The organism is Methanomassiliicoccales archaeon (assembly GCA_026394395.1).
Taxonomy (GTDB): domain Archaea; phylum Thermoplasmatota; class Thermoplasmata; order Methanomassiliicoccales; family UBA472; genus UBA472.
The window spans coordinates 26,882-46,930 of record JAPKYK010000004.1 but is presented as its reverse complement, the minus strand read 5'-3'; the positions used below and the strand labels follow the sequence as shown (position 1 = coordinate 46,930).

General features: G+C 59.7%; 25 protein-coding genes. 13 read left to right on the top strand and 12 right to left on the bottom strand.

Annotated features, from left to right (window positions below):
• The first annotated feature begins 13 nt into the window (after positions 1-13).
• The 3 genes from NT131_06220 to NT131_06210 all read left to right on the top strand — a co-directional run bounded on the left by NT131_06220 (position 14) and on the right by NT131_06210 (position 3,108).
• Positions 14-2,212: a CDC48 family AAA ATPase gene (locus tag NT131_06220; protein MCX6651231.1), complete on the top strand. Its 2,199-nt coding sequence runs from the start codon at positions 14-16 to the stop codon at positions 2,210-2,212.
• 9 nt (positions 2,213-2,221) lie between these two features.
• Positions 2,222-2,779 (top strand): hypothetical protein, encoded by a 558-nt coding sequence (locus NT131_06215; GenBank protein MCX6651230.1) that lies wholly within the window; start codon positions 2,222-2,224, stop codon positions 2,777-2,779.
• A gap of 86 nt (positions 2,780-2,865) precedes the next feature.
• A complete protein-coding gene (locus NT131_06210; GenBank protein ID MCX6651229.1) occupies positions 2,866-3,108 on the top strand; it encodes a PRC-barrel domain-containing protein in 243 nt (80 codons plus the stop codon).
• Between the two features lie 57 nt (positions 3,109-3,165).
• On the opposite strand, the gene NT131_06205 is transcribed toward NT131_06210, so the two are convergent.
• Genes NT131_06205 through NT131_06185 form a run of 5 tightly spaced genes read right to left on the bottom strand, consistent with a single transcriptional unit; the run spans position 3,166 to position 9,258 of the window.
• Positions 3,166-6,156, bottom strand: coding sequence for a tetratricopeptide repeat protein (locus NT131_06205; protein ID MCX6651228.1), 2,991 nt, complete (start codon positions 6,154-6,156; stop codon positions 3,166-3,168).
• The gene (locus NT131_06200) at positions 6,153-6,926 is read right to left on the bottom strand and encodes a tetratricopeptide repeat protein (GenBank protein MCX6651227.1); all 774 of its coding nucleotides are present in this window, start codon (positions 6,924-6,926) and stop codon (positions 6,153-6,155) included. The genes NT131_06205 and NT131_06200 overlap by 4 nt, the downstream gene beginning before the upstream one ends.
• A 37-nt stretch (positions 6,927-6,963) precedes the next feature.
• Positions 6,964-8,514, bottom strand: coding sequence for a tRNA uridine(34) 5-carboxymethylaminomethyl modification radical SAM/GNAT enzyme Elp3 (locus NT131_06195; GenBank protein ID MCX6651226.1), 1,551 nt, complete (start codon positions 8,512-8,514; stop codon positions 6,964-6,966).
• 31 nt (positions 8,515-8,545) lie between these two features.
• A complete protein-coding gene (locus NT131_06190) occupies positions 8,546-8,806 on the bottom strand; it encodes a hypothetical protein (protein MCX6651225.1) in 261 nt (86 codons plus the stop codon).
• A gap of 2 nt (positions 8,807-8,808) precedes the next feature.
• The gene (locus NT131_06185; protein ID MCX6651224.1) at positions 8,809-9,258 is read right to left on the bottom strand and encodes a helix-turn-helix domain-containing protein; all 450 of its coding nucleotides are present in this window, start codon (positions 9,256-9,258) and stop codon (positions 8,809-8,811) included.
• Positions 9,259-9,501: 243 nt separating this feature from the next.
• On the opposite strand from NT131_06185, the gene NT131_06180 reads away from it, so the two are divergent.
• Genes NT131_06180 through NT131_06170 form a run of 3 tightly spaced genes read left to right on the top strand, consistent with a single transcriptional unit; the run spans position 9,502 to position 12,253 of the window.
• A complete protein-coding gene (locus NT131_06180) occupies positions 9,502-10,629 on the top strand; it encodes an ABC transporter substrate-binding protein (GenBank protein MCX6651223.1) in 1,128 nt (375 codons plus the stop codon).
• 47 nt (positions 10,630-10,676) lie between these two features.
• Positions 10,677-11,498, top strand: coding sequence for an ABC transporter permease (locus NT131_06175; GenBank protein MCX6651222.1), 822 nt, complete (start codon positions 10,677-10,679; stop codon positions 11,496-11,498).
• Entirely contained in the window at positions 11,495-12,253 is a 759-nt protein-coding gene (locus NT131_06170) for an ABC transporter ATP-binding protein (protein ID MCX6651221.1), read from the top strand. Before NT131_06175 ends, NT131_06170 begins: the two co-directional genes overlap by 4 nt.
• Here the strand turns inward: NT131_06170 and NT131_06165 are convergent, their stop codons facing one another.
• From NT131_06165 to trxA, 3 genes are read right to left on the bottom strand one after another with little or no spacing between them, the layout of a single operon-like run.
• Positions 12,254-12,775, bottom strand: coding sequence for a transcriptional regulator (locus tag NT131_06165; protein ID MCX6651220.1), 522 nt, complete (start codon positions 12,773-12,775; stop codon positions 12,254-12,256).
• 4 nt (positions 12,776-12,779) lie between these two features.
• Positions 12,780-13,670: an NAD(P)/FAD-dependent oxidoreductase gene (locus NT131_06160; GenBank protein ID MCX6651219.1), complete on the bottom strand. Its 891-nt coding sequence runs from the start codon at positions 13,668-13,670 to the stop codon at positions 12,780-12,782.
• A 59-nt stretch (positions 13,671-13,729) separates the two neighbouring features.
• The gene (gene trxA / locus NT131_06155; protein MCX6651218.1) at positions 13,730-14,134 is read right to left on the bottom strand and encodes a thioredoxin; all 405 of its coding nucleotides are present in this window, start codon (positions 14,132-14,134) and stop codon (positions 13,730-13,732) included.
• Between the two features lie 241 nt (positions 14,135-14,375).
• Here trxA and NT131_06150 point away from each other — a divergent pair, with 241 nt between their 5' ends.
• The 6 genes from NT131_06150 (at position 14,376) to NT131_06125 (ending at position 17,488) form a co-directional block, all read left to right on the top strand.
• Positions 14,376-14,648, top strand: a complete 273-nt coding sequence (locus NT131_06150; protein MCX6651217.1) for a PRC-barrel domain-containing protein — start codon at positions 14,376-14,378, stop codon at positions 14,646-14,648.
• Positions 14,649-14,686: 38 nt separating this feature from the next.
• Positions 14,687-15,184, top strand: a complete 498-nt coding sequence (locus NT131_06145) for a gamma carbonic anhydrase family protein (GenBank protein MCX6651216.1) — start codon at positions 14,687-14,689, stop codon at positions 15,182-15,184.
• Positions 15,185-15,332: 148 nt separating this feature from the next.
• On the top strand, positions 15,333-15,491 hold the full coding sequence (locus tag NT131_06140; GenBank protein ID MCX6651215.1) for a hypothetical protein: 159 nt from the start codon (positions 15,333-15,335) through the stop codon (positions 15,489-15,491).
• 12 nt (positions 15,492-15,503) lie between these two features.
• Positions 15,504-16,634 (top strand): phenylacetate--CoA ligase, encoded by a 1,131-nt coding sequence (locus tag NT131_06135; GenBank protein MCX6651214.1) that lies wholly within the window; start codon positions 15,504-15,506, stop codon positions 16,632-16,634.
• Positions 16,634-17,065 (top strand): acetolactate synthase, encoded by a 432-nt coding sequence (locus NT131_06130; GenBank protein MCX6651213.1) that lies wholly within the window; start codon positions 16,634-16,636, stop codon positions 17,063-17,065. Before NT131_06135 ends, NT131_06130 begins: the two co-directional genes overlap by 1 nt.
• Positions 17,066-17,128: 63 nt before the next feature.
• Entirely contained in the window at positions 17,129-17,488 is a 360-nt protein-coding gene (locus tag NT131_06125; protein MCX6651212.1) for a hypothetical protein, read from the top strand.
• A 51-nt stretch (positions 17,489-17,539) separates the two neighbouring features.
• Here the strand turns inward: NT131_06125 and NT131_06120 are convergent, their stop codons facing one another.
• Genes NT131_06120 through NT131_06110 form a run of 3 tightly spaced genes read right to left on the bottom strand, consistent with a single transcriptional unit; the run spans position 17,540 to position 19,113 of the window.
• The gene (locus NT131_06120; protein ID MCX6651211.1) at positions 17,540-18,115 is read right to left on the bottom strand and encodes an HDIG domain-containing protein; all 576 of its coding nucleotides are present in this window, start codon (positions 18,113-18,115) and stop codon (positions 17,540-17,542) included.
• Positions 18,093-18,614, bottom strand: coding sequence for a tRNA (cytidine(56)-2'-O)-methyltransferase (locus NT131_06115; GenBank protein ID MCX6651210.1), 522 nt, complete (start codon positions 18,612-18,614; stop codon positions 18,093-18,095). Before NT131_06115 ends, NT131_06120 begins: the two co-directional genes overlap by 23 nt.
• A 1-nt stretch (position 18,615) precedes the next feature.
• Positions 18,616-19,113: an ArsR family transcriptional regulator gene (locus NT131_06110; protein MCX6651209.1), complete on the bottom strand. Its 498-nt coding sequence runs from the start codon at positions 19,111-19,113 to the stop codon at positions 18,616-18,618.
• 193 nt (positions 19,114-19,306) lie between these two features.
• Here NT131_06110 and NT131_06105 point away from each other — a divergent pair, with 193 nt between their 5' ends.
• Entirely contained in the window at positions 19,307-19,453 is a 147-nt protein-coding gene (locus NT131_06105; protein MCX6651208.1) for a hypothetical protein, read from the top strand.
• A 31-nt stretch (positions 19,454-19,484) separates the two neighbouring features.
• On the opposite strand, the gene NT131_06100 is transcribed toward NT131_06105, so the two are convergent.
• Positions 19,485-20,048: a hypothetical protein gene (locus tag NT131_06100; protein MCX6651207.1), complete on the bottom strand. Its 564-nt coding sequence runs from the start codon at positions 20,046-20,048 to the stop codon at positions 19,485-19,487.
• Position 20,049 lies beyond the last annotated feature (1 nt).

Sequence of the window (20,049 nt, the reverse complement as noted above, 5' to 3'; positions counted from 1 at the left end):
AGTCCGATACATTATGGCCGAATCCGTTCTACTCCGCGTGGCGAAGGCCCAGACGCAAACCGAGGTGGGCCTGGGAAGGGCCCGCCTGGACATGAAGACCAGGAAGGAGCTGGGAGTGGAAGTGGGGGACGCGGTGGAGATCACTGGCAAGAAGCTCACCGCGGCCAAGGTCTTCCGGGCCCAGCAGGAGGACGAGGGCAAGGACATCGTCCGCATCGACGGCATGATAAGGTCCAACGCCGGGGTGTCCATCGGAGAGAGGGTCACCGTGGCCAGGGCTGACCCCCAGCCGGCGGCCAAGATCGTTCTGGTGCCCAAGATCCCCAACAGCAAGCGCATCACCATGGGGGCGGGCGTAGACGAGCTGTTCCGCAAGAGCCTCATCGGCCGGCCCATGGTCAAGGGGGACGAGTTCCTGGTGCCAAACTTCGCTTTGGCCGGAACGCTGGCGCCTTTCAAGGTCTTCTCCACCCAGCCCTCGGGCGTGGTGGTGGTGGCTGAACACACGGAGATGGTGGTGAAGTCGGAGAACGCCGAGATTAAGGACGTCTACTCTCCCTCGGTAACCTATGATGACGTAGGCGGATTGGAGAATGTGCTGCAGCGCATCCGGGAGATGATCGAGCTCCCGTTGAAGCACCCCGAGCTGTTCGACCGCCTGGGCATCGACGCCCCCAAGGGCGTGCTGCTCTACGGCCCGCCGGGAACGGGAAAGACGTTGCTGGCCAAGGCCGTGGCCAACGAGTCCGGGGCCTCGTTCTATTCCATCCTGGGCCCGGAGATTATGTCCAAGTACTATGGGCAGAGCGAGGAGAAGCTGCGGGAGAAGTTCGAGGAGGCCCAGAAGAACGCCCCCTCCATCATCTTCATCGACGAGATCGACTCCATCGCCCCCAAGCGCGAGAACGTGTCCGGGGAGGTGGAGCGGCGGGTGGTGGCCCAGCTGCTCACGCTGATGGACGGCATGGCCGAGAGGGGCCAGGTCATCGTCATCGGCGCCACGAACCGTCAGGACGCCATGGACCCGGCCCTGCGCCGCCCGGGACGCTTCGACCGCGAGATCGAGGTCGGGGTGCCCTCATATTTCGGTCGGAAGGAGATATTGCAGATACACACCAGGGGCATGCCCCTGGGCGAGGACGTTAACCTGGACCAGTACGCCCAGATAACCCATGGGTTCGCCGGGGCCGACCTGGCGGCCTTGGCCCGGGAGGCGGCCATGAAATGCCTGGCGCGCTTCGTTCCGAACCTGGAGCTGGACCGGGCCATACCTATGGAGATACTCTCCCAGATGAAGGTCACCGGAACCGACTTCGACAACGCCCTGAAGGAGATCGAGCCGTCGGCCTTGCGCGAGGTGCTGGTGGAGATACCCACGGTCAAATGGTCCGACGTGGGCGGACTGGAGGATGTCAAGCAGCAGCTGCGGGAGATGGTGGAGATGCCCATCGAGAACCCTGAGGCGTTCAAACGCATGGGCATCCGTCCGGCGCAGGGCATACTGCTCTACGGTCCGCCGGGGACGGGAAAGACTATGCTGGCGAAAGCCATCGCCAACGAGTCCAAGGCCAATTTCATAAGCATCAAGGGCCCGGAGATAATGAGCAAATGGTTCGGGGAGAGCGAGCGCGCCCTCCGCGAGGTGTTCAAGAAAGCGCGGCAGGTGGCCCCATCCATCGTGTTCCTGGACGAGATCGACTCCATCGCCCCCAAGCGCGGCTGGAGCGAGGGCTCTAGGGCCACGGAGAGCGTGGTCAACCAGCTGCTCACTTCCATGGACGGGCTGACCTCCAGGGAGGGGGTGACGGTGATCGCGGCGACGAACCGCCCGGACATCGTGGACAGCGCCCTGCTGCGCCCCGGTCGTTTCGACCGGATGGTGCTGGTGCCGGTGCCGGACGCCGCCGCGAGGAAGGCCATACTGTCCGTGCACACCAAGAACATGCCCCTGAAGGACGTCAGTATCGACGAGCTGGTGTCCCGCACCGAATGGTACGTGGGCGCGGACCTGGAGAACCTCTGTCGGGAGGCGGCCATGATAGCCCTGCGGCAGGACAAGGACGCCCAGGTGGTGGAGATGCAGCATTTCGAGGCCGCCTTCAAGACCGTGAGGCCCTCGGTGGACAAGGAATCGGTCAAGCAGTACGACACGATGAGCAAGAACTTGCACAAGGCCCGGGCGGGAATGGACGACCTGGGCATATTCAGGTAGGTGGTCGACATGGTCAAGGTCATAACGCCCAAGGGAGAGGCCAACAAGGCCCCGGTGAAGAAGGAACCGAGGAAGATGTCGGAGGAGGCTCCGCTGGACCCCCGGGCCGCCAGCCTGCAGATGCTGTCCCAGTTCTACCTGGGGGCCATGGACCTGGACATGAAGGCCAGGCAGATGGCCGTGACCAGCGGCAAGGAGGTCCTGGTGTGGATGGCCGCCCTCGAGCTTATGAGGGACCTGGTGATCAAGACCGAGGACCCCGACCTCAAGCTGAAGATGTACCAGGGCATGGTCGACCTGTTGGCCAAGATGGGGCAGAAGGACGATCTGCGCACCATTCAGGAGATAATCGCCCGCTACAATCTGAAGTCCTTCAAGGACCTGGGCTTCGAGAGGGTGGAGGTGGAGTGCGCCAAGGACGCCTGCCCGACCTGCCGGAAGATGACCGGGAAGCGCTTCAAGATCGAGGAGGCCATGAGCACCATGCCCCTGCCCTGCCACGACTGTAGCACGGAGAGGGAGGCGGTGAAGGGCTACTGCCGCTGCCGCTACTTCGCCATATTCTGATGGCGCCAGTCCCGGGAAGCTATAAATCTATAAATATGCTCAATCTCATGCGATAGTAGAGTGAGCCATCTGTTTGGGGTGCGCAAATGAGGAAGTTCATAACCGAGCTGAAGGGGAAGACGGTCATGACCAACGACGGTCAGATTTTGGGCATGATAGACAACTTCGTGGTAGACACCGTCACCGGAGAGATCAACCATGTGTTGGTGGTCCCGGCCGAGGAGATAGACAGCCGGCTGTTCCGCACTGACAGCCACGGCCGCTTGGTGCTCCCGTTCAGCGAGATGAAGGATGTCCGTGACGTAGTGGTCATGAGCATCTCCCGCTAAACCGTGCCTCGTTCCTTTTATTTTTTACATTCTTCATCGAACAGCTTCAGCGCTAGTTCACTTCTTGGATAGCAGCTTGGTCCGGTCGCGGCCGGCCTGGGCCTCACGAAAGCCAGGGCTCTGCGCCAAGGCGTCCTGGTAGAGGCTGAGGGCCCAGCGGAACTCGTTCTCTCCTTCGGCGATCACTCCCAGCATGTAGAGCACGTCCGCGCTTTCCTCCAGTTTCAGGGCGGTGGTCAGGCTCTCCTTGGCCCCGGTCGGGTCGCCCAAGGCCATCTGGACGTTGCTCAGGTTGAGCAGGTACTCCGGGCGGCGGTCCTCGTCGGCCGTGGCCTTGAGCACCTTCAGCGCCTGCTCGTAGCGTCCGGCGGCGAACAGGGTGCAGCCGATGTTGTTCATGGCGTCGGAGTAATGGGGATCGACCTCCATGGCCAGTTCCATCATGTGTATGGCCTGGTCGTAGTCGAACTCCCCCATGAAGCGCATGCATACTCCCAGGTTGTTCAGGCATTCTGAGGAGGCCGGGAACTCGGACATCAAGGCCTTCAGCACCTTGGAGGCGTCGCGGTAGCGCCCCTGTCTTATCTGGGCCAAGACCTTGGCCAGCTTGGCCGGGAACGCCTCGTCCTTCACCTCTGTGCGGGCCAGTTGGGCGTAGTCCTGCCTTTCGAGCAGGTCCAGGGCCGTGCGGGCCCGGGCCTCCTGGCATTCGTCTATAGCTCTTAACAACTGGGATCCCTCCCCGCCGAAGCGGTGGAACAGGGCCTCGGTGTCCAGGACCGTGCGGATGTCTTTGGGCGCAAGGCGCAAGGCCTCCTTCAGCGCCTCGGCCGCCTCCTCCCCTCTGCCGAGGGAGAGCAGTATTCTGGCCTTCAGGCGCAGAAGTTCCAGGTCGGAGCTTTCTTTCTGGGCGATTCCTATGACCTGCAGGGCCTTCTCCCTCTCCCCTCCGGCCAGAAGCAGACTGGCCTCCTGTATGACGCGGTCCTCCCTCTCGGAGGGGAGCGGGGGCAGCGAGATCTCGTATAGCCATACGGCCCTCGTCCTCGGGGCCTCCTTCTCGACCGCGACCTCGGGAGGCTGAACCACAGTTTCCTCAACGGTCTCCCTTAATAGAACTGGGGCGACCGGGGATACCTCTGCGGCTGGCCCTTGATCGACCAGCTGCAGGGCGCCCGCGGCTTGAGGGACCTCTATGGTCGTCGGCTCGGCCTTGAACTCCACCGGCTTGGGTAGCTCGGGGGGAACTTCCATCGATAGTTGCTCGGCCTTGAACTCCACCGGCTTGGACGGTTCCGGGATGACCTCCAGCTGCCCGGCGGGTTCTCTTTCCTGGAGGGACCGTTCCTCCTGTACTATCGCTGGCAATGCTGGTTCGACCGGGGCGATGCTGACCGGCCCGATATCTTCGGGTAAGGGGGCCTCTTCATCGGCCTTTTCTGCCGCGATGGTCGCAGGGACCGGCTCTTCTTCGACGGGTAGCTCTTCTTTTACAAGTTCGGGAACGGGGACCTCATCGACTGTTTCCGTCGTTTCTCTGACCGGTTCCTCTTCGACAGATAGCTCTTCTTTTACGGGTTCGAGAGCGGGGACCTCAACGACGGCCTCAATCGGCTCTTTGACCGGTTCCTCTTCGACGATCGGTTCCTGATTCGGCGGTTCGGGAACTGGTTCCTCCATGACGGTCTTGACCGGCTCGTCTACCGGCTCCTCTTCGATGGCTGGCTCCTCCTTCGGTGGCTCGGGAGCCGGCTCACCGTTGATGACCTGGTCGAGCGTCCTTCCATCGGCCACCGGAGCCTCCACGGCCCGTTCGCCTTCCATGAGGGCCGCCAAACGGTCCCTTTCCTCCCTGACCTGTTCCATCGTGGGGTCCAGGTCCAGGGCGCGGTCCATGGCCGTGAGGGCGTCCTCGTTCTGACCCAGTTCTCGCAGGCAGGCGCCCAGGTGAGCCCAGATGTCCGCCCGGGAGTCCACCAGCCTCAGCACGTCCTTCCAGGCCTCCACCGCCCCTTCCCAGTTGCCCACCTCGTCCTTCATGCGGGCCAGGTTGATGAGCGGGTCGGCATATTCGCGGTCCAACACGCTGGCCTTCTCGAAGGAAGCCTGGGCCTCGATGGGGTGCTCCATGCCCTTCAGCACCAGGCCGCGGTTGTTCCAGCCCCTCGGCTCCTGGGGATAGCGCTTGACCATGTCGTTGAACACCTTCAACGCCCATTCCAGCCGTCCCATCTCGTACAACGTGGCGCCCTTGTTCAGCAGCGCCGGGGCATGGGCGGGATTAATGCGCAGCACGGTGTCGTAGGCGCTAAGCTCCTTGTCCCGGTCCTCCAGCTGGCCCTGTATGTGGGCGATGAGGAACCAGGTGGCGGCGTCGCCGGGGCGTATCTCGGCGGCGTGATTGGCGGCCACCAGCGCTTCGGGCGCCCTCCCCATCTCCAGCAGGTAGCTGGCCTTCTTCAACCAGATGGTATCGTTAAGCGGCTTGATTTCCAGGGCCACGGTCAGCAATTGTACGGCCCGCCCCAAGTCTCCCTTGCGGTGCCTTTCCTCGGCCTCGTCTATCAGCGCTTCTAGCTTGCCCATGGAAGGCAGGCAGGGCGCCCCGCGGTCCTCCAGCACCTTGAGGTCCTCCTTGGCCATCAGCGGATCGTCCAGACCGTACCGGTGGATCAGCGCCAGGAACTTGCCCAGGTCGGCGTAGGACACCACTTCCTTGTCCAGGTAGTTCAGCGTGCCGGGGTCCAGGTCCTGCAGGGTCATGAACACCGGGACCCGGGCCGAGGTCTTGGCCTCCTCCACCAGGGAGCGCACTACCAGCTCGGGATCGCTGAAGGCGGTCCGCGAGACCAATATGATGTATCCGCCCTCCCCCTGGCCGTAGATGACCAGGGTGCCCTTCTCCTCCTTGGCCGATTGAACGCGCACGCCCATTCCACCTATAAGCGATATCATCAGGTCCCGCCACTCGGGGTCGCCCAGGTCCTTTATCGCCGCCAGCAGTCTCTGCCGCTCGTTCTGCTCCAACATCTTCTCTAGGTCGCTCACTGGCATCCCCTCCGGAGCCTGACTATGGAACCTTCCAGATCGTCCGTCTGGGCCACTATGTCCGCGGCCTCATCCTCCCGACCCAGGTCCAGCAGGACCCGGGCCAGCTGCAATCTTGCCCCGTCCGAGGCGGGCACCACCGCCCTCAGCTCGTCCAAGGCCGCCTCGTGCTCTCCGCCCCAGTGCCTCAGCATGGCGATGTTGGCCCGGGCGATCGGCTCGACCTCGGGTACCTTTCCTGCCCTCTGGTAGAGGTCCAGGGCCTCAGCCGCCTTTTGAGCGAAGGCCTCTTTCCGCCCCAGGTCCCCCAAGGGAAGCCGGGAGACGTCCCGGGCGCTTATGGCCAGTATGTTTCCGAGGCGCAGCAGCGCCCTTCCCCATCTCTCCCCTTCGAAGTCCGCGCTCTGCGGCAGGGAGACCAGCTCCTTTGTCACCGGGCGCTCTGGCAGCTGCTCGTCGCCCATGAGGTGCAGTCCCAGGCCCATTCCGGACAGGTATTGGTCGACCACCGTCGGCAGGTGCGAGCGGTCCTCGGCCTGCATGGTCCTCTGCACCAACAGGTATGGGTCAGTCCCTTTGCCTAGGAGGACCTCCCCCTGAGAGCTGGGGCCGACCCTCAGGCAGGCGCTGCGCGTTCCGAGGGAGCGCAGGTCCGAACGGGGGTCCATCGCCCAATCCCGCAGATAAATCTCCTCTTTGACCCTCTTCGAACATGCAGCGCAGACCATGGCCCCTTCCAACGACGGGGCACCGCAGAACGTGCAGACCATATGCATCCCAAAAGGATAATGGCCGCCCTGGGATTAATCATTTGCCGCCAAGCCATTTCCTCATGTGTGGCAACGCCCTCTCATATCCGAGCGAGGCATAGTATCCCCGGGCGCCCACTCCGCTGGTGACCTTGACGCTGTCGTAACCGGCCTGGGCCGCGGATCCCTCGGCCATGCCAAGAAGCCGGTGACCGATGCCGCGGTGCTGCCACTCCCCCTCCCCGTCGCCTATCCTGGCCATACGGCCGAAGACCTTCAGCTCCCGGATGATCGCGGTGTCCCCCGGGGGCATCCGCAGCCGGGCGTACCCGACCAGGGCGTTGTTCTCCAGCACCAACGAGATGAACTCCTCCCGCCCCCCGGAGGCCTCGTAGCCTACCGTGCGGGGGATGAGGTCGTCAGGGGAATGCTCACTTATGCCCAGCAGCCCGACCTCCCGGCAGCGGATGCACTGGCATCTCTGGCCCTGCGAACGCAACCGTTCCTGCACCAGCTCCCGCAGGTGTCCCTTGTCCACCCCGGCCTCGATCAGCGGCACCGGGATGTCGCGCTGTATTCTCTGGATGCGGACGTACTCCGGCACCAGCTTCTTCATCTCGGCAATCACCTCTACCGCCTTGGCGGTGTCGTATGGCTCGTACTCCCCCCGCAGCCAGGACTCGTACAGCTTGGTGCCCTTGACCACCAGGGTGGGGTATATCTTGATCATGTCCGGCCGGAAGCGGGGGTCGTCGAACATCTGCCGGAACGATGCCACGTCCTTCTCCGGGCTGGAGCCGGGAAGGCCGGGCATGATGTGATAGCAGACCTTGAGCCCCAGGTCCCGAGCGGTCCGGGTGGCCTCGGCCACCTCCTTCACCCCATGCCCGCGGTTCACCGCCCTCAGGATGTCGTCGTCCAGTATCTGCACGCCCAGCTCCACCCGGGTGGTGCCCAGGCGCATGCACTCCCTGGCGACGTCCAAGGTCAGGGCGTCCGGCCGGGTCTCTACGGTCATTCCGATCACCCGGCGCTCGGCGCCCTCGTTCAGCTGGTGGGCCTCCTCCAGGCTGGCAGACTCCCGGTCGTTGAAGGCCTCGAAGCAGCGGTGGACGAACCATTCCTGATATTCCGCCGGACGGGAGGTGAAGGTCCCGCCCATGATGATGAGGTCGACCTTGTCGGTGTGGTGGCCTATGGCCTCCAGCTGCCCGATGCGCGACCGTACCTGACGGTAAGGGTCGAACTCGTTGTCGGCCGCCCGGCGGGCCGCCGGTTCCTTTCCGGTGTAGGACTGCGGGGAATTGTTGTCCACTCCTCCGGGGCAGTAGGTGCATTTGCCGTGGGGGCAGGGAGCTGGCGAGGTCATCACGGCCACGACGGCGACGCCGCTAAGCGTCCTCACTGGCTTGCGCCGCAGTATATCCCTCACCTGGGCGAGGTTCTCCGGGGGGACCAGGGCCAGGGTCTCCGAGTTCTTGGGGACCTCTCCCAACCCGTACTCTCCGCTGAACTTGACCTTGCGCCGCTGCAACTCATCCTTGTTCCCTATCTCGCCCGATAGGAGCAGGCGGATGAGATGCTGGTGGTATTCCTGGCGGCGGTCCATTCTGAATCACGTTCTGGATAATATGGTAGGATCAACCGAAATATACCCCGTTCTCCTTGGGGCGCTCATCCTTTTCCTCCTTGGAGTCGAGGATGTCCAGGTACAGAACGGAACGCGAGGGGATCACCCTGAGCACCCCGCCTTCCAGGCGGATGTTCAGGGCCACGTCGCTGCCATATTGCAGGTAGCCGACGAACTCGCCTATTATCTCCAGCGTGCCCCCTCCACCAACAGACAATACCAAGCGGTACATGGAGCCCTTGGTGAGCTTTGTCGGGTACTTCTCGTCCATGCTCAATCCCCCTTGGCCAGGCGTTGCAGGTGCTCCACGGTCTTGCGGTACGATTCCATGGCCAGCGTCACGTTCGATTCGGTGAAGTTCCAGGCCTTGCCCAGATCGCCGTAGCGGATACGGTAGCCCTTCTTCTTCTGCCCGTTGATCTCGATGGAGACATCCTCCAGCACGTCGATGGCCTTGAGCTTGTTAAGGTGACGGTAGATCGTGGGCTTGGTGGTGTCCAGGTGCGCGGCCAGCTCCTCCACGGCCCACACCCGGTTCAGGTTGCCCAGGAAGCATTCGGTGAATAACCGGTAGGGGATGCTCTCTTGGATGTTGTTGACGTCGGTCTTGGGGTCGTATCCCTTGGATATGTATCCGATCTGTTTCAGGAATTGCAGGGAGGCGTCCCTGAGGTCCTCCACTGGGGTCAGCGGAGTGTTGCTCACGACGTTCAGTTCAAACATATTATCGCGTGTACCTCTAAGATGCTCGGAATATTAAGAATTTGTAAACATCCTTCATTAATTAGTTACATAACCGACCCTATAAACAATAGTTATGGACCAGAATGTTTTAACGGGGGTTGGCTTAACGGGGTACACTTAGACAAAATATATCGATAATTGTACAATTGGGTTTAATTTTTCCTTATTAGACAAAAATGCTAAATATTAACGGCAGATGTAAAACCCTTAGGTGATTATCAGATGGATAAAAAAATCGCGATAATTGCAATCATCGTTGTCGCCATAATCGTGGTGGGGGCTGTTGGCATCACCATGATGGGAGGGGGCGATAATGAGAAGACAATATATTGGATGCAAGTAGCACCAGTAGACCAGAAGAGCTATATTACCGCTGGAACGGTCGATGGTGGGGTGAGCTGGGAACCGTATTGTTCTGATTCCATACTTTCCGGCACCGCCCATGCCTTGATGCAGACCGGCGACCTTGAAGGATGGAACAATCATCCGTGTTGCGTCGTTACAGCGAACACTGAATTTGCCGAAGCCCATCCTGAGCTCGTGGCCAGGGTCCTCGCCGCGCACATCGAGGCAAGCGAGTGGATCATCTCCACTATAGAGAACAAGACCAGCAATCCTACGAACTACACCATGTTCCTGGAGATGGGTGCGTCGTTCAGCGGCAGGAACACTACCGTTGTGGCTGCATCAATGGAGAATATCAATTTGCTCTATAATCTCACGGATGAGTTGAAGAGCTACTTGGTGAATTTCACGAATGAGTTCATTAGCCTGGAGCAGACAACGAGTGCGGCCGTTACCGCCCGTGGGTATATGGATGTTGAGGACTTCGTCGACACTTTCGTCAACGATACCTACATAACCCTTGCAATGTCCGGAACCCTAACCAAGGTGAATTCGACCGTTGGTACCGTGAAGCTTGGATACCTGAACGGAGACCTGCACCAGTACGCGCGCGTGGTGGCATCAAATGTCACCATGTGGGAAGGCACCGCCTATGAGGGCAAGAGCTTGTTCACCCAGTGGGGCGTCGATATCGTCGGAACTGTCTATGCAAACGGTCCAGCCGTCATGACGGCCTATGATACTGGCATCATCGATATGGGATACCTGGGTTCTCCACCAGCCATCGTGAAGTACCTGAACGTCAACACGGACAACAGTGATATCAGGATAGTGGCTCAGGTGAACACGGAGGGGTCTGCGCTGATTGTCAATAGTGACATCCAGAGCATCGGTGACCTTGATGGGAAGACCATCGCCACGCCTGGTCCTGGCTCCATCCAGCACCTGTGGCTGCTAGCCTTCTGTGAGGAATATGGGTTCACCCTGAAGTTGGTTGGCACTTAAACCCCTTCAGCAAACCTTTTTATTTATTTATCAGTTTGAGGAACGGCATGGCAGAGGGAGAGATCAACCGTCTGGATAAGATCAAGGAGCTACTAACTAAGCCCCTGATTAAAAGCTCAGTGATCGTCCTCATCTCGCTCACCATGTTCATGCTGACCTGGTGGGGCATATCCCTTTGGTGGAACCAGGTTTATCTGCCTACGCCTCCTGAGGTCTTTGATGCCTTGATAAAGTCGTTCACTCACAAGGACCCCAACCTTGGCGTTACTATGTGGCAGAACGTGTACGCATCGCTGAAGAGATTCATATTAGGATTCTTGTTGGCCCTCGTCGTCGCAGTGCCACTTGGCTTGTTGATGGGTTTCTCTAAAATGTTCAATCTGTTCGCAAAACCAGTGGTCGAGGTGTTCCGACCCATTCCGCCTATCGCCTGGGTGCCTTTCTTCCTGGCCGTGTTCCTCATATTTTGGGGACCAGTAATGGTCATCTTCATTGGTGTTCTGTTTCCTTTGATCTCAAATATCTATTTCGGTGTCAAGAGTGTGGATCCGATACTACTAGATGCTGCGCGCACTCAAGGCGCTTCACGCGTTCAGATGTTCACTAAAGTCATTTTCCCTTATACTATCCCATTTCTAATGACCGGCATCAGGATAGGAATGGGAATTGGCTGGATGTGTATAGTGGCTGCAGAAATGGTCAGCGTCTCTGGTGGCGGAGTCGGATATTATATTGCTTTGCAGGTAACCGTAGGGATGTACGACAAGATGTTTGCCGGTATTATCGTAATCGCCATACTCGGCCTCATGACCACTGGCATCATGCAATACCTTGAGAACGCCATTAACAAGAGGATGGGAGTACGATGATACTGGAGATAAAGGACCTCAAGAAGGCCTTCCCCCAGAAGAAAGGGGAAATGGTGGCCATAGCCGACTTCGACCTTTCCGTGAAGGAGGGGGAGTTCGTTTGCATACTCGGCCCCTCCGGTTGTGGCAAGACCACCATCCTGCGCATCATCGCTGGGCTGGAGACACAGAGCTCCGGCCAGATACTGCTCAATGGGCAGGAGATTTCCGGACCGGGTTCCGACCGGGGCATGGTGTTTCAGGAGTTCGCCCTGTTCCCTTGGAGGATGGTGCGCCGCAACGTGGAGTTCGGGTTGGAACTTAAGGGTGTTCCCCTCGAGGAGCGCCGCGGGCGCGCACAGAAGTACATCGATCTGGTGGGGTTGAAGGGCTTCGAGGACTATCATCCCTATCAATTATCGGGGGGCATGAAGCAGAGGGTGGGCATCGCCCGCGCCTTGGCCAACGAGCCGGCGATACTGTTGATGGACGAGCCCTTCGGCGCTTTGGATGCTCAGACGCGCAACCTCATGCAGAAGGAGCTTTTACGCATCTGGAGCGAGACTAAGAAAACGGTGGTGTTCATCACCCATTCCGTGGATGAAGCCCTCTTCCTAGCGGACCGCATCGTGGTGATGACCGCGCGGCCGAGCAGCATCGGGCAGATCTACGAGATAACGTGGGAGAGGCCGCGGGACCGCGCCTCCCCGGAGTTCGCCGCCCTGCGCAAGCAGATCCTGGCCCAGTTGGAGAGCATGGTCAAGATCGACGAATGATCAGAGCACTTTGGAAGCGGCGATCTCGATGGCCCGCACCATGCTGTCCTTGGGCACGACCACCGAAACCGGTATCCTCACGATCTGTTCAACGGTCGGTGCGATGATCGGCGCGCAGACCATGGCCAACGCCCCGTCCCTCTCCGCCTTGACCGCGGCGATGATGGCGTCCTCCATGGTGCTGGCCGGGTACTCCTTCACCCGGACGTTGCGGTCTCCCACCCTCATTAGCCGCTCCTCGATCTTGTTCAGGACCGGCCGGGAGGCGATGACAGCGATGAACTCCCCGCCAGGGTTCGCATCCAGCTTCCGCACGCCCTTGATGACCGCGCGGACGGTGCGCAGGTTCGGTTCTCGCTGCTCCTGAAGGATCTTGTAGATGGTGCTGGTGGAGAGCCCGGTGCTCTCACAGAATTCAGGTACTGATATCTTTAGCTCCTCGTCCAGTATTTTGCGCAGCGCCTCACGGAAGCCCTCCTCACTGCGGAGTATGCCGGACATCAGCTCTTCGATCATGCTCATGATCTCACTCCTTTTCCTTCTTCACGTAGCTGGCCGCGGCCAGCCCGGCCACGCATCCCTCTCCCACGGCCTTGGCCAGCTGCCAGGGCAGCCCGGTGACGTCACCGCAGGCGAAGACCCCCGGGGTGCCGGTGGCGCAGGAACGATCTACGGCGATGTATCCGTTCTCGTCCGGGAAGATGTTCACTTCCATGGCCAGGTTGGCCACGCCCTTAGCCCCTAGCTCGATGAACACCCCGTCCAATACCAGGTCTCGTCCGTCGTCCAGCAGCATCCCTTTGACCACATTCTCCCCGTGTATCTTGGTGGGCCAGGCCTTGACCATCTCGATGTCGGTGCCCTTGACCCTCTCCATCAGCTCGGGGGAGGCCTTGAACTCCTTGGCCACCCAGTAGACCTTGGCGGCGTACTCTCTCAGGAGCAGGGCGGCAGAGGCTGCCATGCTGGCGTCGCCGAGGACGGCCACCGTCTTCTTCTTGAAGAAGTTGCAGTCGCAGGTGGCGCAGTAGCTTACCCCCAGCCCATGGTACTCCTTCTCTCCCTCCACATTAAGTTTTTTTCGGGATATCCCGGAGGCCAGTATAAGGGCCTTGGACGTGAGCTCCTTGAGGGATTCGGTCTTTACTTTGAACCCCTCGTCCATCATCTCGATGGTCAGCAGGTCCTCCTCCAGAAGAATTGCGCCGAACTTCCGGGCCGACCTCGCCCCGAGTTCCAGCATCTCCTTGCCCTTCATTGACCGGACGCCGAAGTAGTTCTCGATCTCAGCCCGGTCCAAAGCGCTGCCGCCGACCTTGCCCAGCACACAGACCTTGATCTTCTTCCGGGAAGCGTGGATGGCGGCCTGGAGCCCGGCCGGTCCGGCGCCTATGATCATAACATCGAAATCGGTCATGCATTGGCTAAAATGATGATGAAAGGATTAAACGGTTTGCTGAAGGGGTTTGGGGGGGTTCAGAGGTACTTGGAGAACTTCTGCCTCATGAAGTCCTTGTTGCCCGCGCCGACGATGCGGTCGGCCTGGACCCCGTTTTTGAACACTAGCATGGTGGGGATGGCGGTGATATTGAACTTCATGGGAGTGGTCTCGTTCTCGTCCGTGTTCAGCTTGCCGAACTTGATCTTGCCCTGAAATTCCTCCGCCAACTGCTCGACGATGGGGGCGAGCATGCGGCAGGGGCCGCACCAGGGGGCCCAACAATCTATTATGACTAACGGCGCGCTCTTTATGAACTCCTCGAAAGTGCTGTCTTTTACTTCGGTGATTCCGGACAATTTTTTCACTCCTGTATCGTTCGTTTGATTCTTCAACGCTTCAAGTTTACGTCTCCTTATCTCTGCAATTTCGTCATCGCTCATTCGGAGACCTCGTCATCGGTTGTGCGTAACCGTTACAAAACCGTATTGAAGTTCATCTGTATATAACCTTTATCACAATCCTTCCTGGTTATGGAAATTTCCACCGCCTTGGGTATTCTGGAACTCTCTGCGTGGGGTGACATCCCCCTATCGAGGCCGGGCGTCCGGCGATGTACCGCTGGGAAACATGGCCGATAATCTTTTTAATAGAGGATGGCGATATCTGACAAAGGGAGTGCCGATGTTAGAGGAGGCTTCTGAGCTCATTGGGATGCAGGTGTACACGCCTAGCGGAGTGTTCTTAGGCAACGTGAACAACTTGGTCATCGACGTGGAGAACCGCAAGGTGGATGGGCTTTTCGTAAGCGAATCCAACCCCCTGCTGGTTGAGGACTCCAAGGCGGTCAACGTGCCCTTCCGCTGGATACAGGGAATCGGTGACGTCATCATACTGAAGTACTTCCCCAAGCGGGTGACGGCTCGCCACCCGGCGGCCAAGCCGGCCAAGGAATAAGGCCAACAATTTATCTTTTTTGAAGTCCTTGTAATCGCATGGCCCAGCGTAAGGTCTATGTGGATGCTGCCGCGGTGATCATCGGGAACGTCGAACTGGCCGAAGGAGTTTCCGTCTGGCCGACCGCTGTTCTGCGCGGTGATGCCAATCATATTCGCGTGGGCGCGGGCAGCAACGTGCAGGAGGGTGCTGTTCTGCATACGAGCCATGACTTTCCCACCGAGATCGGGGAGAAGGTCACCATCGGCCACGGGGCAGTGATCAACGGAGCCAAGGTCGGCGACCGCTGCATCATCGGCATAAACTCCACCATCCTTGACGGGGCGATCATCGGCGACGAGTGCATAATCGGGGCGAACGCCCTGGTCACCAGCATGACCGAGGTCCCGCCGCGTTCGGTGGTCATGGGCCTGCCTGGAAAGGTGGTCCGGCACAACGACCTGAGCATCAGAGAGAAGGCGGAGAAGAGCGCACACAGCTACGAGGAACTGAAGGACCGGCATCTGATGGGTCAGTTCCCTCGAAAGAAGTTCTGATCGGAACGCCGTGGACCTTACTTTTAACGCGGCGCAGGCCGGCCAGGAGAGAATATATATGCTCCGTGCTATCGCCCTACACGCTTCGCGAGACCAGTGATCGTGATCTGTCCCTTTCATCCATCATTCGGCTATTGGAGGATTTGATTTGATAGGTTGGAACCCCGAGATAGAATACATGTCCAAAGACCAGCTGGACCGGCTTCAGCTCAAGCTGCTGAAGATCATGGCCCGCCGGATGTACGAATCCTCCACCTTCTATCACCAGAGGATGAGGGAGGCCGGGGTCATGCCGGATGTCATCTAGACCCTGGAGGACGTGCGCAAGCTGCCCTTCATGAGCAAGAAGGACCTGCGCGAAGGGTATCCAAACAAACTGATGATGCGTGACCGCGGGGACCTGCTGCGATACCACGCCTCCTCCGGGACCACTGGCAAGCCGACCATCGTCGGCTACACCAAGAACGACCTGGAGAACTGGTCGGAATCTTTGGCCAGAGCGATGACCTCCTTCGGCCTGGGGAAGAAGGACGTGATACAGGTCAGCAACACCTATGGTCTCTTCTCCGGAGGGCTGGGGTTCCATTACGCCACAGAAAAGCTCGGGGCCACGGTGATACCGGCGTCCACCGGGAACACCGACCGTCAGATCGACCTGATCTGCGACCTGGAGGTCACGGCCATGGCCTGCACCCCCTCCTACCTCATGTACCTGGGAGAGGTGGCGGCCAAGAGGGGCATCGACATCAAGAAGGACACCAAGCTGCGCTACGGACTACTGGGAGGGGAGCCGTGGAGCGACCGCATGCGCGACCGCATCTACGAGACCATGGGCGTTAAGGGGATGAACTGCTTCGGCGCCAGCGAGCTCTCCGGACCGCTGTTCATGGAGTGCGCCGAGCAGAACGGCATACACTTCTGGAGGGACCTGGCCTTGCTGGAGATAGTCGACGTGGACACCGGAGAGCCGGTGGTCCCGGGGGAGAAGGGCGAGCTGGTGGTGACCATGCTGCAGAAGGAGGCCTTCCCCCTCGTCCGTTACCGCATAGGGGACATAACCTCCATGTACGAGGAGGACTGCCCCTGCGGCCGGGCGCATCCGCGCATAACCAGGATACCGGGCCGTGTGGACGATATGATTATAATTCGCGGCATCAATGTGTTCCCCTCGCAGGTGGAGCACTCGTTGATGCACCATCCAGAGCTGGGGAACGAGTTCCAGCTCGTGGTGGACCGCAAGGGGCACCTGGACAGCATGCTGGTCAGGGCCGAGCTGAAACCAGAGGCCTTCACCGACAACATCATCGAGCTGAACGCCCTGCGCGAGCGCATATCCAACCGGCTGAAGGGAGTGCTCAACGTGGCGGCCAACGTGGAGCTGGTGCAACCGGGCACGCTCCCCCGTTTCGAGGGCAAGGCCAAACGCGTGGTGGACAGGAGGGAATACTGATGAGCGACATCGGCAAGTACAGGATCAAGCAACTATCCATCTTCTCCGAGAACCGGCCCAACCGCCTGGGGGCGGTGGCCAAGGTGCTCAAGGAAGGGAAGATAAACATCCTTGGTTTCAGCATAGCCGAGGGCGCGGGCTACGGCGTCATACGGGTCCTGGTGGATGAGCCGGAGGCCGCCCGCGACCTGCTCGCCAAAGAGGGCTTCGTGGTCAAGTTCACCGAGGTCCTGGCCATACAGATGGAGGACCGCCCCGGCGGGCTGTTCGACCTCACGGACCACATGAAGGACATCAACATCGAGTACGGCTACGGTTACCGCAGCCCGCCCTACGCGGTGCTGATCGTCCGCGTGGAGGACATCGAGAAAGGGATCGAGAAGCTGCTGGCCGACGGGCTGCATCTGCTAGACGGGGCCACGTTCCAGTAGACTATAATCGCCTGATTTTCAATACGAGGGAGAAGCATGGTCTATTGGAATCCAATCGAGGTAATGCCAATCGATGAGCTGAAGGCGCTCCAGCTCAAGCAGCTGAAGATGCTGGTCTACAAGCTCTACACCTTCTCTCTCTTCTACCGCCAGAAGATGAAGGATGCCAACGTGACCCCGGAGGACGTCCAGACCCTGGAGGATGTGCGCAAGCTGCCTTTCATGGTGAAGAAGGACCTGCGCGACGGGTACCCGGACAAGCTGTTCCTGGCCACCTCGAGGGAGGTGGTGCGCTATCACGCCTCCTCCGGCACCACTGGAAAGCCGACCATCGTCGGCTACACCCAGAACGACATCGAGGGCTGGTCGGAATCGGTGGCCCGAGGACTGGTGTCGGCTGGCGTGCGCCTTGGTAAGACGTGACACTCATAAAACCTTTGTGAAAAAAAATCGCTTGCAGAATCGAAGCCCGGGTCAGGCCATCTGGTCGCACCTTTCCGCGGCCTTCTCCCGGACCTTGGCCTTCTCCAGAAGGACGTCGACCTCCTCCCCGCATCGGGATGCCAGTTCCTTCCCGATCGCTATCATCCGGGTGGCCGAGAGCTCGAAGCCCTTGCTGCGCATGCGCTCCGCCGCCTGCGCCGTGGTCTTTATCGAACGGTCGCTGACCAGGTTGTCGGCGAAGCTGACCACCTTGTCCTCCAAGGTCACCGGCATGTAATCACCTTCCGGTAGGCCGAGGTCCTTGGCCTCTTCCGGGGTGAAACCGGAGGCGATGTGGCGCTCGATGCACAGCACCAGTTCCTCGGGTAACGAGCGTTCCTGGGCGATGCGGGCGCCCTCCGAGACGTGCTGCACGCCGTGGGTTCGCGAACGGCCGATGTCGTGGAGCAGCGAGGCGGCGTTGACCAGGTCCAGGTCGGCCCCGCACCTTCGGGCGATGACCATGGCCACGACGTTGACCACGCAGGCGTGGCGGATGACCACCGGAGCGAGGCCTTCCTCGCGCATTATGCGGAGGCACTCCTCACTGCTTGGGTAGTTCGACAACGTTCTTCCCCCTCTCGCACGGAAGGACCTTGATCTGCGCACCCTGGTAGTCCCGGACCAGTCCCTTGCCCTGGAAGATGCGGTCGAGCAGTATGGCCAGGGCGGCGACCTCGGAATGCGGCTGATTGCCCACCGCCACGTTGAGGTCCGCCCTCTGGTACACCTCGGGGGGGACCTTCTCCGCTCCGACGACCACCAGCACCTCCCCCTCCGGGACCTTCGAGGCCACTTCGTCCACCGGCAGGCCGTACATGGTCAGATGCACCACCGTCCCCTGGAAGTCCTGCAGATAGTGACGCCAGTTGACCCCGGTGGTGATGGTGAAATCGCCGCCGAAGCGTTTCACCACGTCCTGCACGCTCTCCTCGAGAACGGGGTCCTTGGTGGAGACGACAATCCCTTTGGCGCCGAAGGCCCGGGCGGTCAGCGCCACATGGGTGGTGATGCGCTTGTCCCTCTCCGGTCGATGACCCAGCCGGAGCACGGTGATGTTGGACACTTTACTCCTTTATCAGTTCCAGGCGGTGACCGCGATAGTCCATCTTGATCGAGCGCTTGACCAGGCTCTTGAGCATGGTGGCCGTCATTCCCAGGTTCTCGGCCACGTCCCCGGCGAACTTGCCGTCCTTGCCCACCTGCTCCAGGATGTTGTTCTCCACTTCTTTGAAATCATCATCCGGCATCATAGCAGCGTACAGGACATCGGATATCTCATAAACCGGCCAAGAAGCGTTGATGTGGAAGGAATTGTAGTAGGTATGATAGGCCTTCTCCGGGCGGTTGCCGCCGGAAGGCTGCCATCTGGTCTCCACCAGCTTCATCTTCTCGAAGAACATCAAGGCCTTCTCCCCCTCTTCCCCGTACTTTTCCTTGATGTCTTTGGTCGTCCGCCACTCCAGAGTGACCTCCTTCAGGACATCCCTCTTCACCGGGGTATCAACGGCCCTCAACATGGAGACCAGTTCCGAGGGTTCATTGATGACCTTGATTTTATTCATAACTCCGGTAATTGACCTAAGAAAATAAAAACCCTGCGGATGCACCGGAAATATCATTGTAGATAAAAGATTGGGTATGCCAACACGAAAAAATGCGGTATTGGACGTTTCTGCTACGAACGTCGGATGGTTCGCCTGCCCGCCCTCGGCCGCGGGAATAACATTATATGCCTCCTTTCGATTTCTTTTCCCCATGTCCAAGTTGGTTTACCAGTGTCTGGTGTGCAACAAGGTCCACGACAGCAAGGACGCGGCGGAGATCTGCCACAAGGGGCCTATCCAGACCATCGAGACGGGCATCGCCAAGTTCAGCAAGCGCAAGGGCATCCTGGGCAACTAGATGCTGCTGGCCCTCCCTTTACTTTTTCAGGTCAGAAAGGGAGCTGACCGAATGTCAGCCCCAACAACAGCAGGGGAACCACGATCAGCACGAAATCGTCATCTATGAACCTGAACCTGATCGCCTCGAGGTAGACAGCGATGGGGGCTATCAGGGCGGCGGAGATCAGGACCGGGAACGTTAGCCCGTAGAAATATCCCAGCCCCAGCAGCATTATGAAGAAGTAGGCCGCAATGGGCAGGGCGGGGTTCATCTTGCTGCCGTTGTGGCGCAGCTTGCCTATCAATGGGTCCACCCAGCCCATGCCTATGAGCACGGGCAGCACCAGCTCGATAGGGAAAAACAGGAAGGCGAAGGTCAGCGCCACGGCGGTGTAGGAGGCCGCGGACGGCCGGTCGAACTCATAGGAGCGCATTCCAGGCACCTTGATGCGGAAGATGAGCCGAAGCGCTTCGAACCCCAGGGCGAAAAGCATGACTAAGAGCAGCCCCTCGGTCTTGGCCAGACCGGGCAGCAGGAGGTCTGGCAGATAATAGTAGACGCAGAAAAGCGGAGCGCTGATGTGCACCAGGCGCCTCAGCCATTGCCAGCTCATG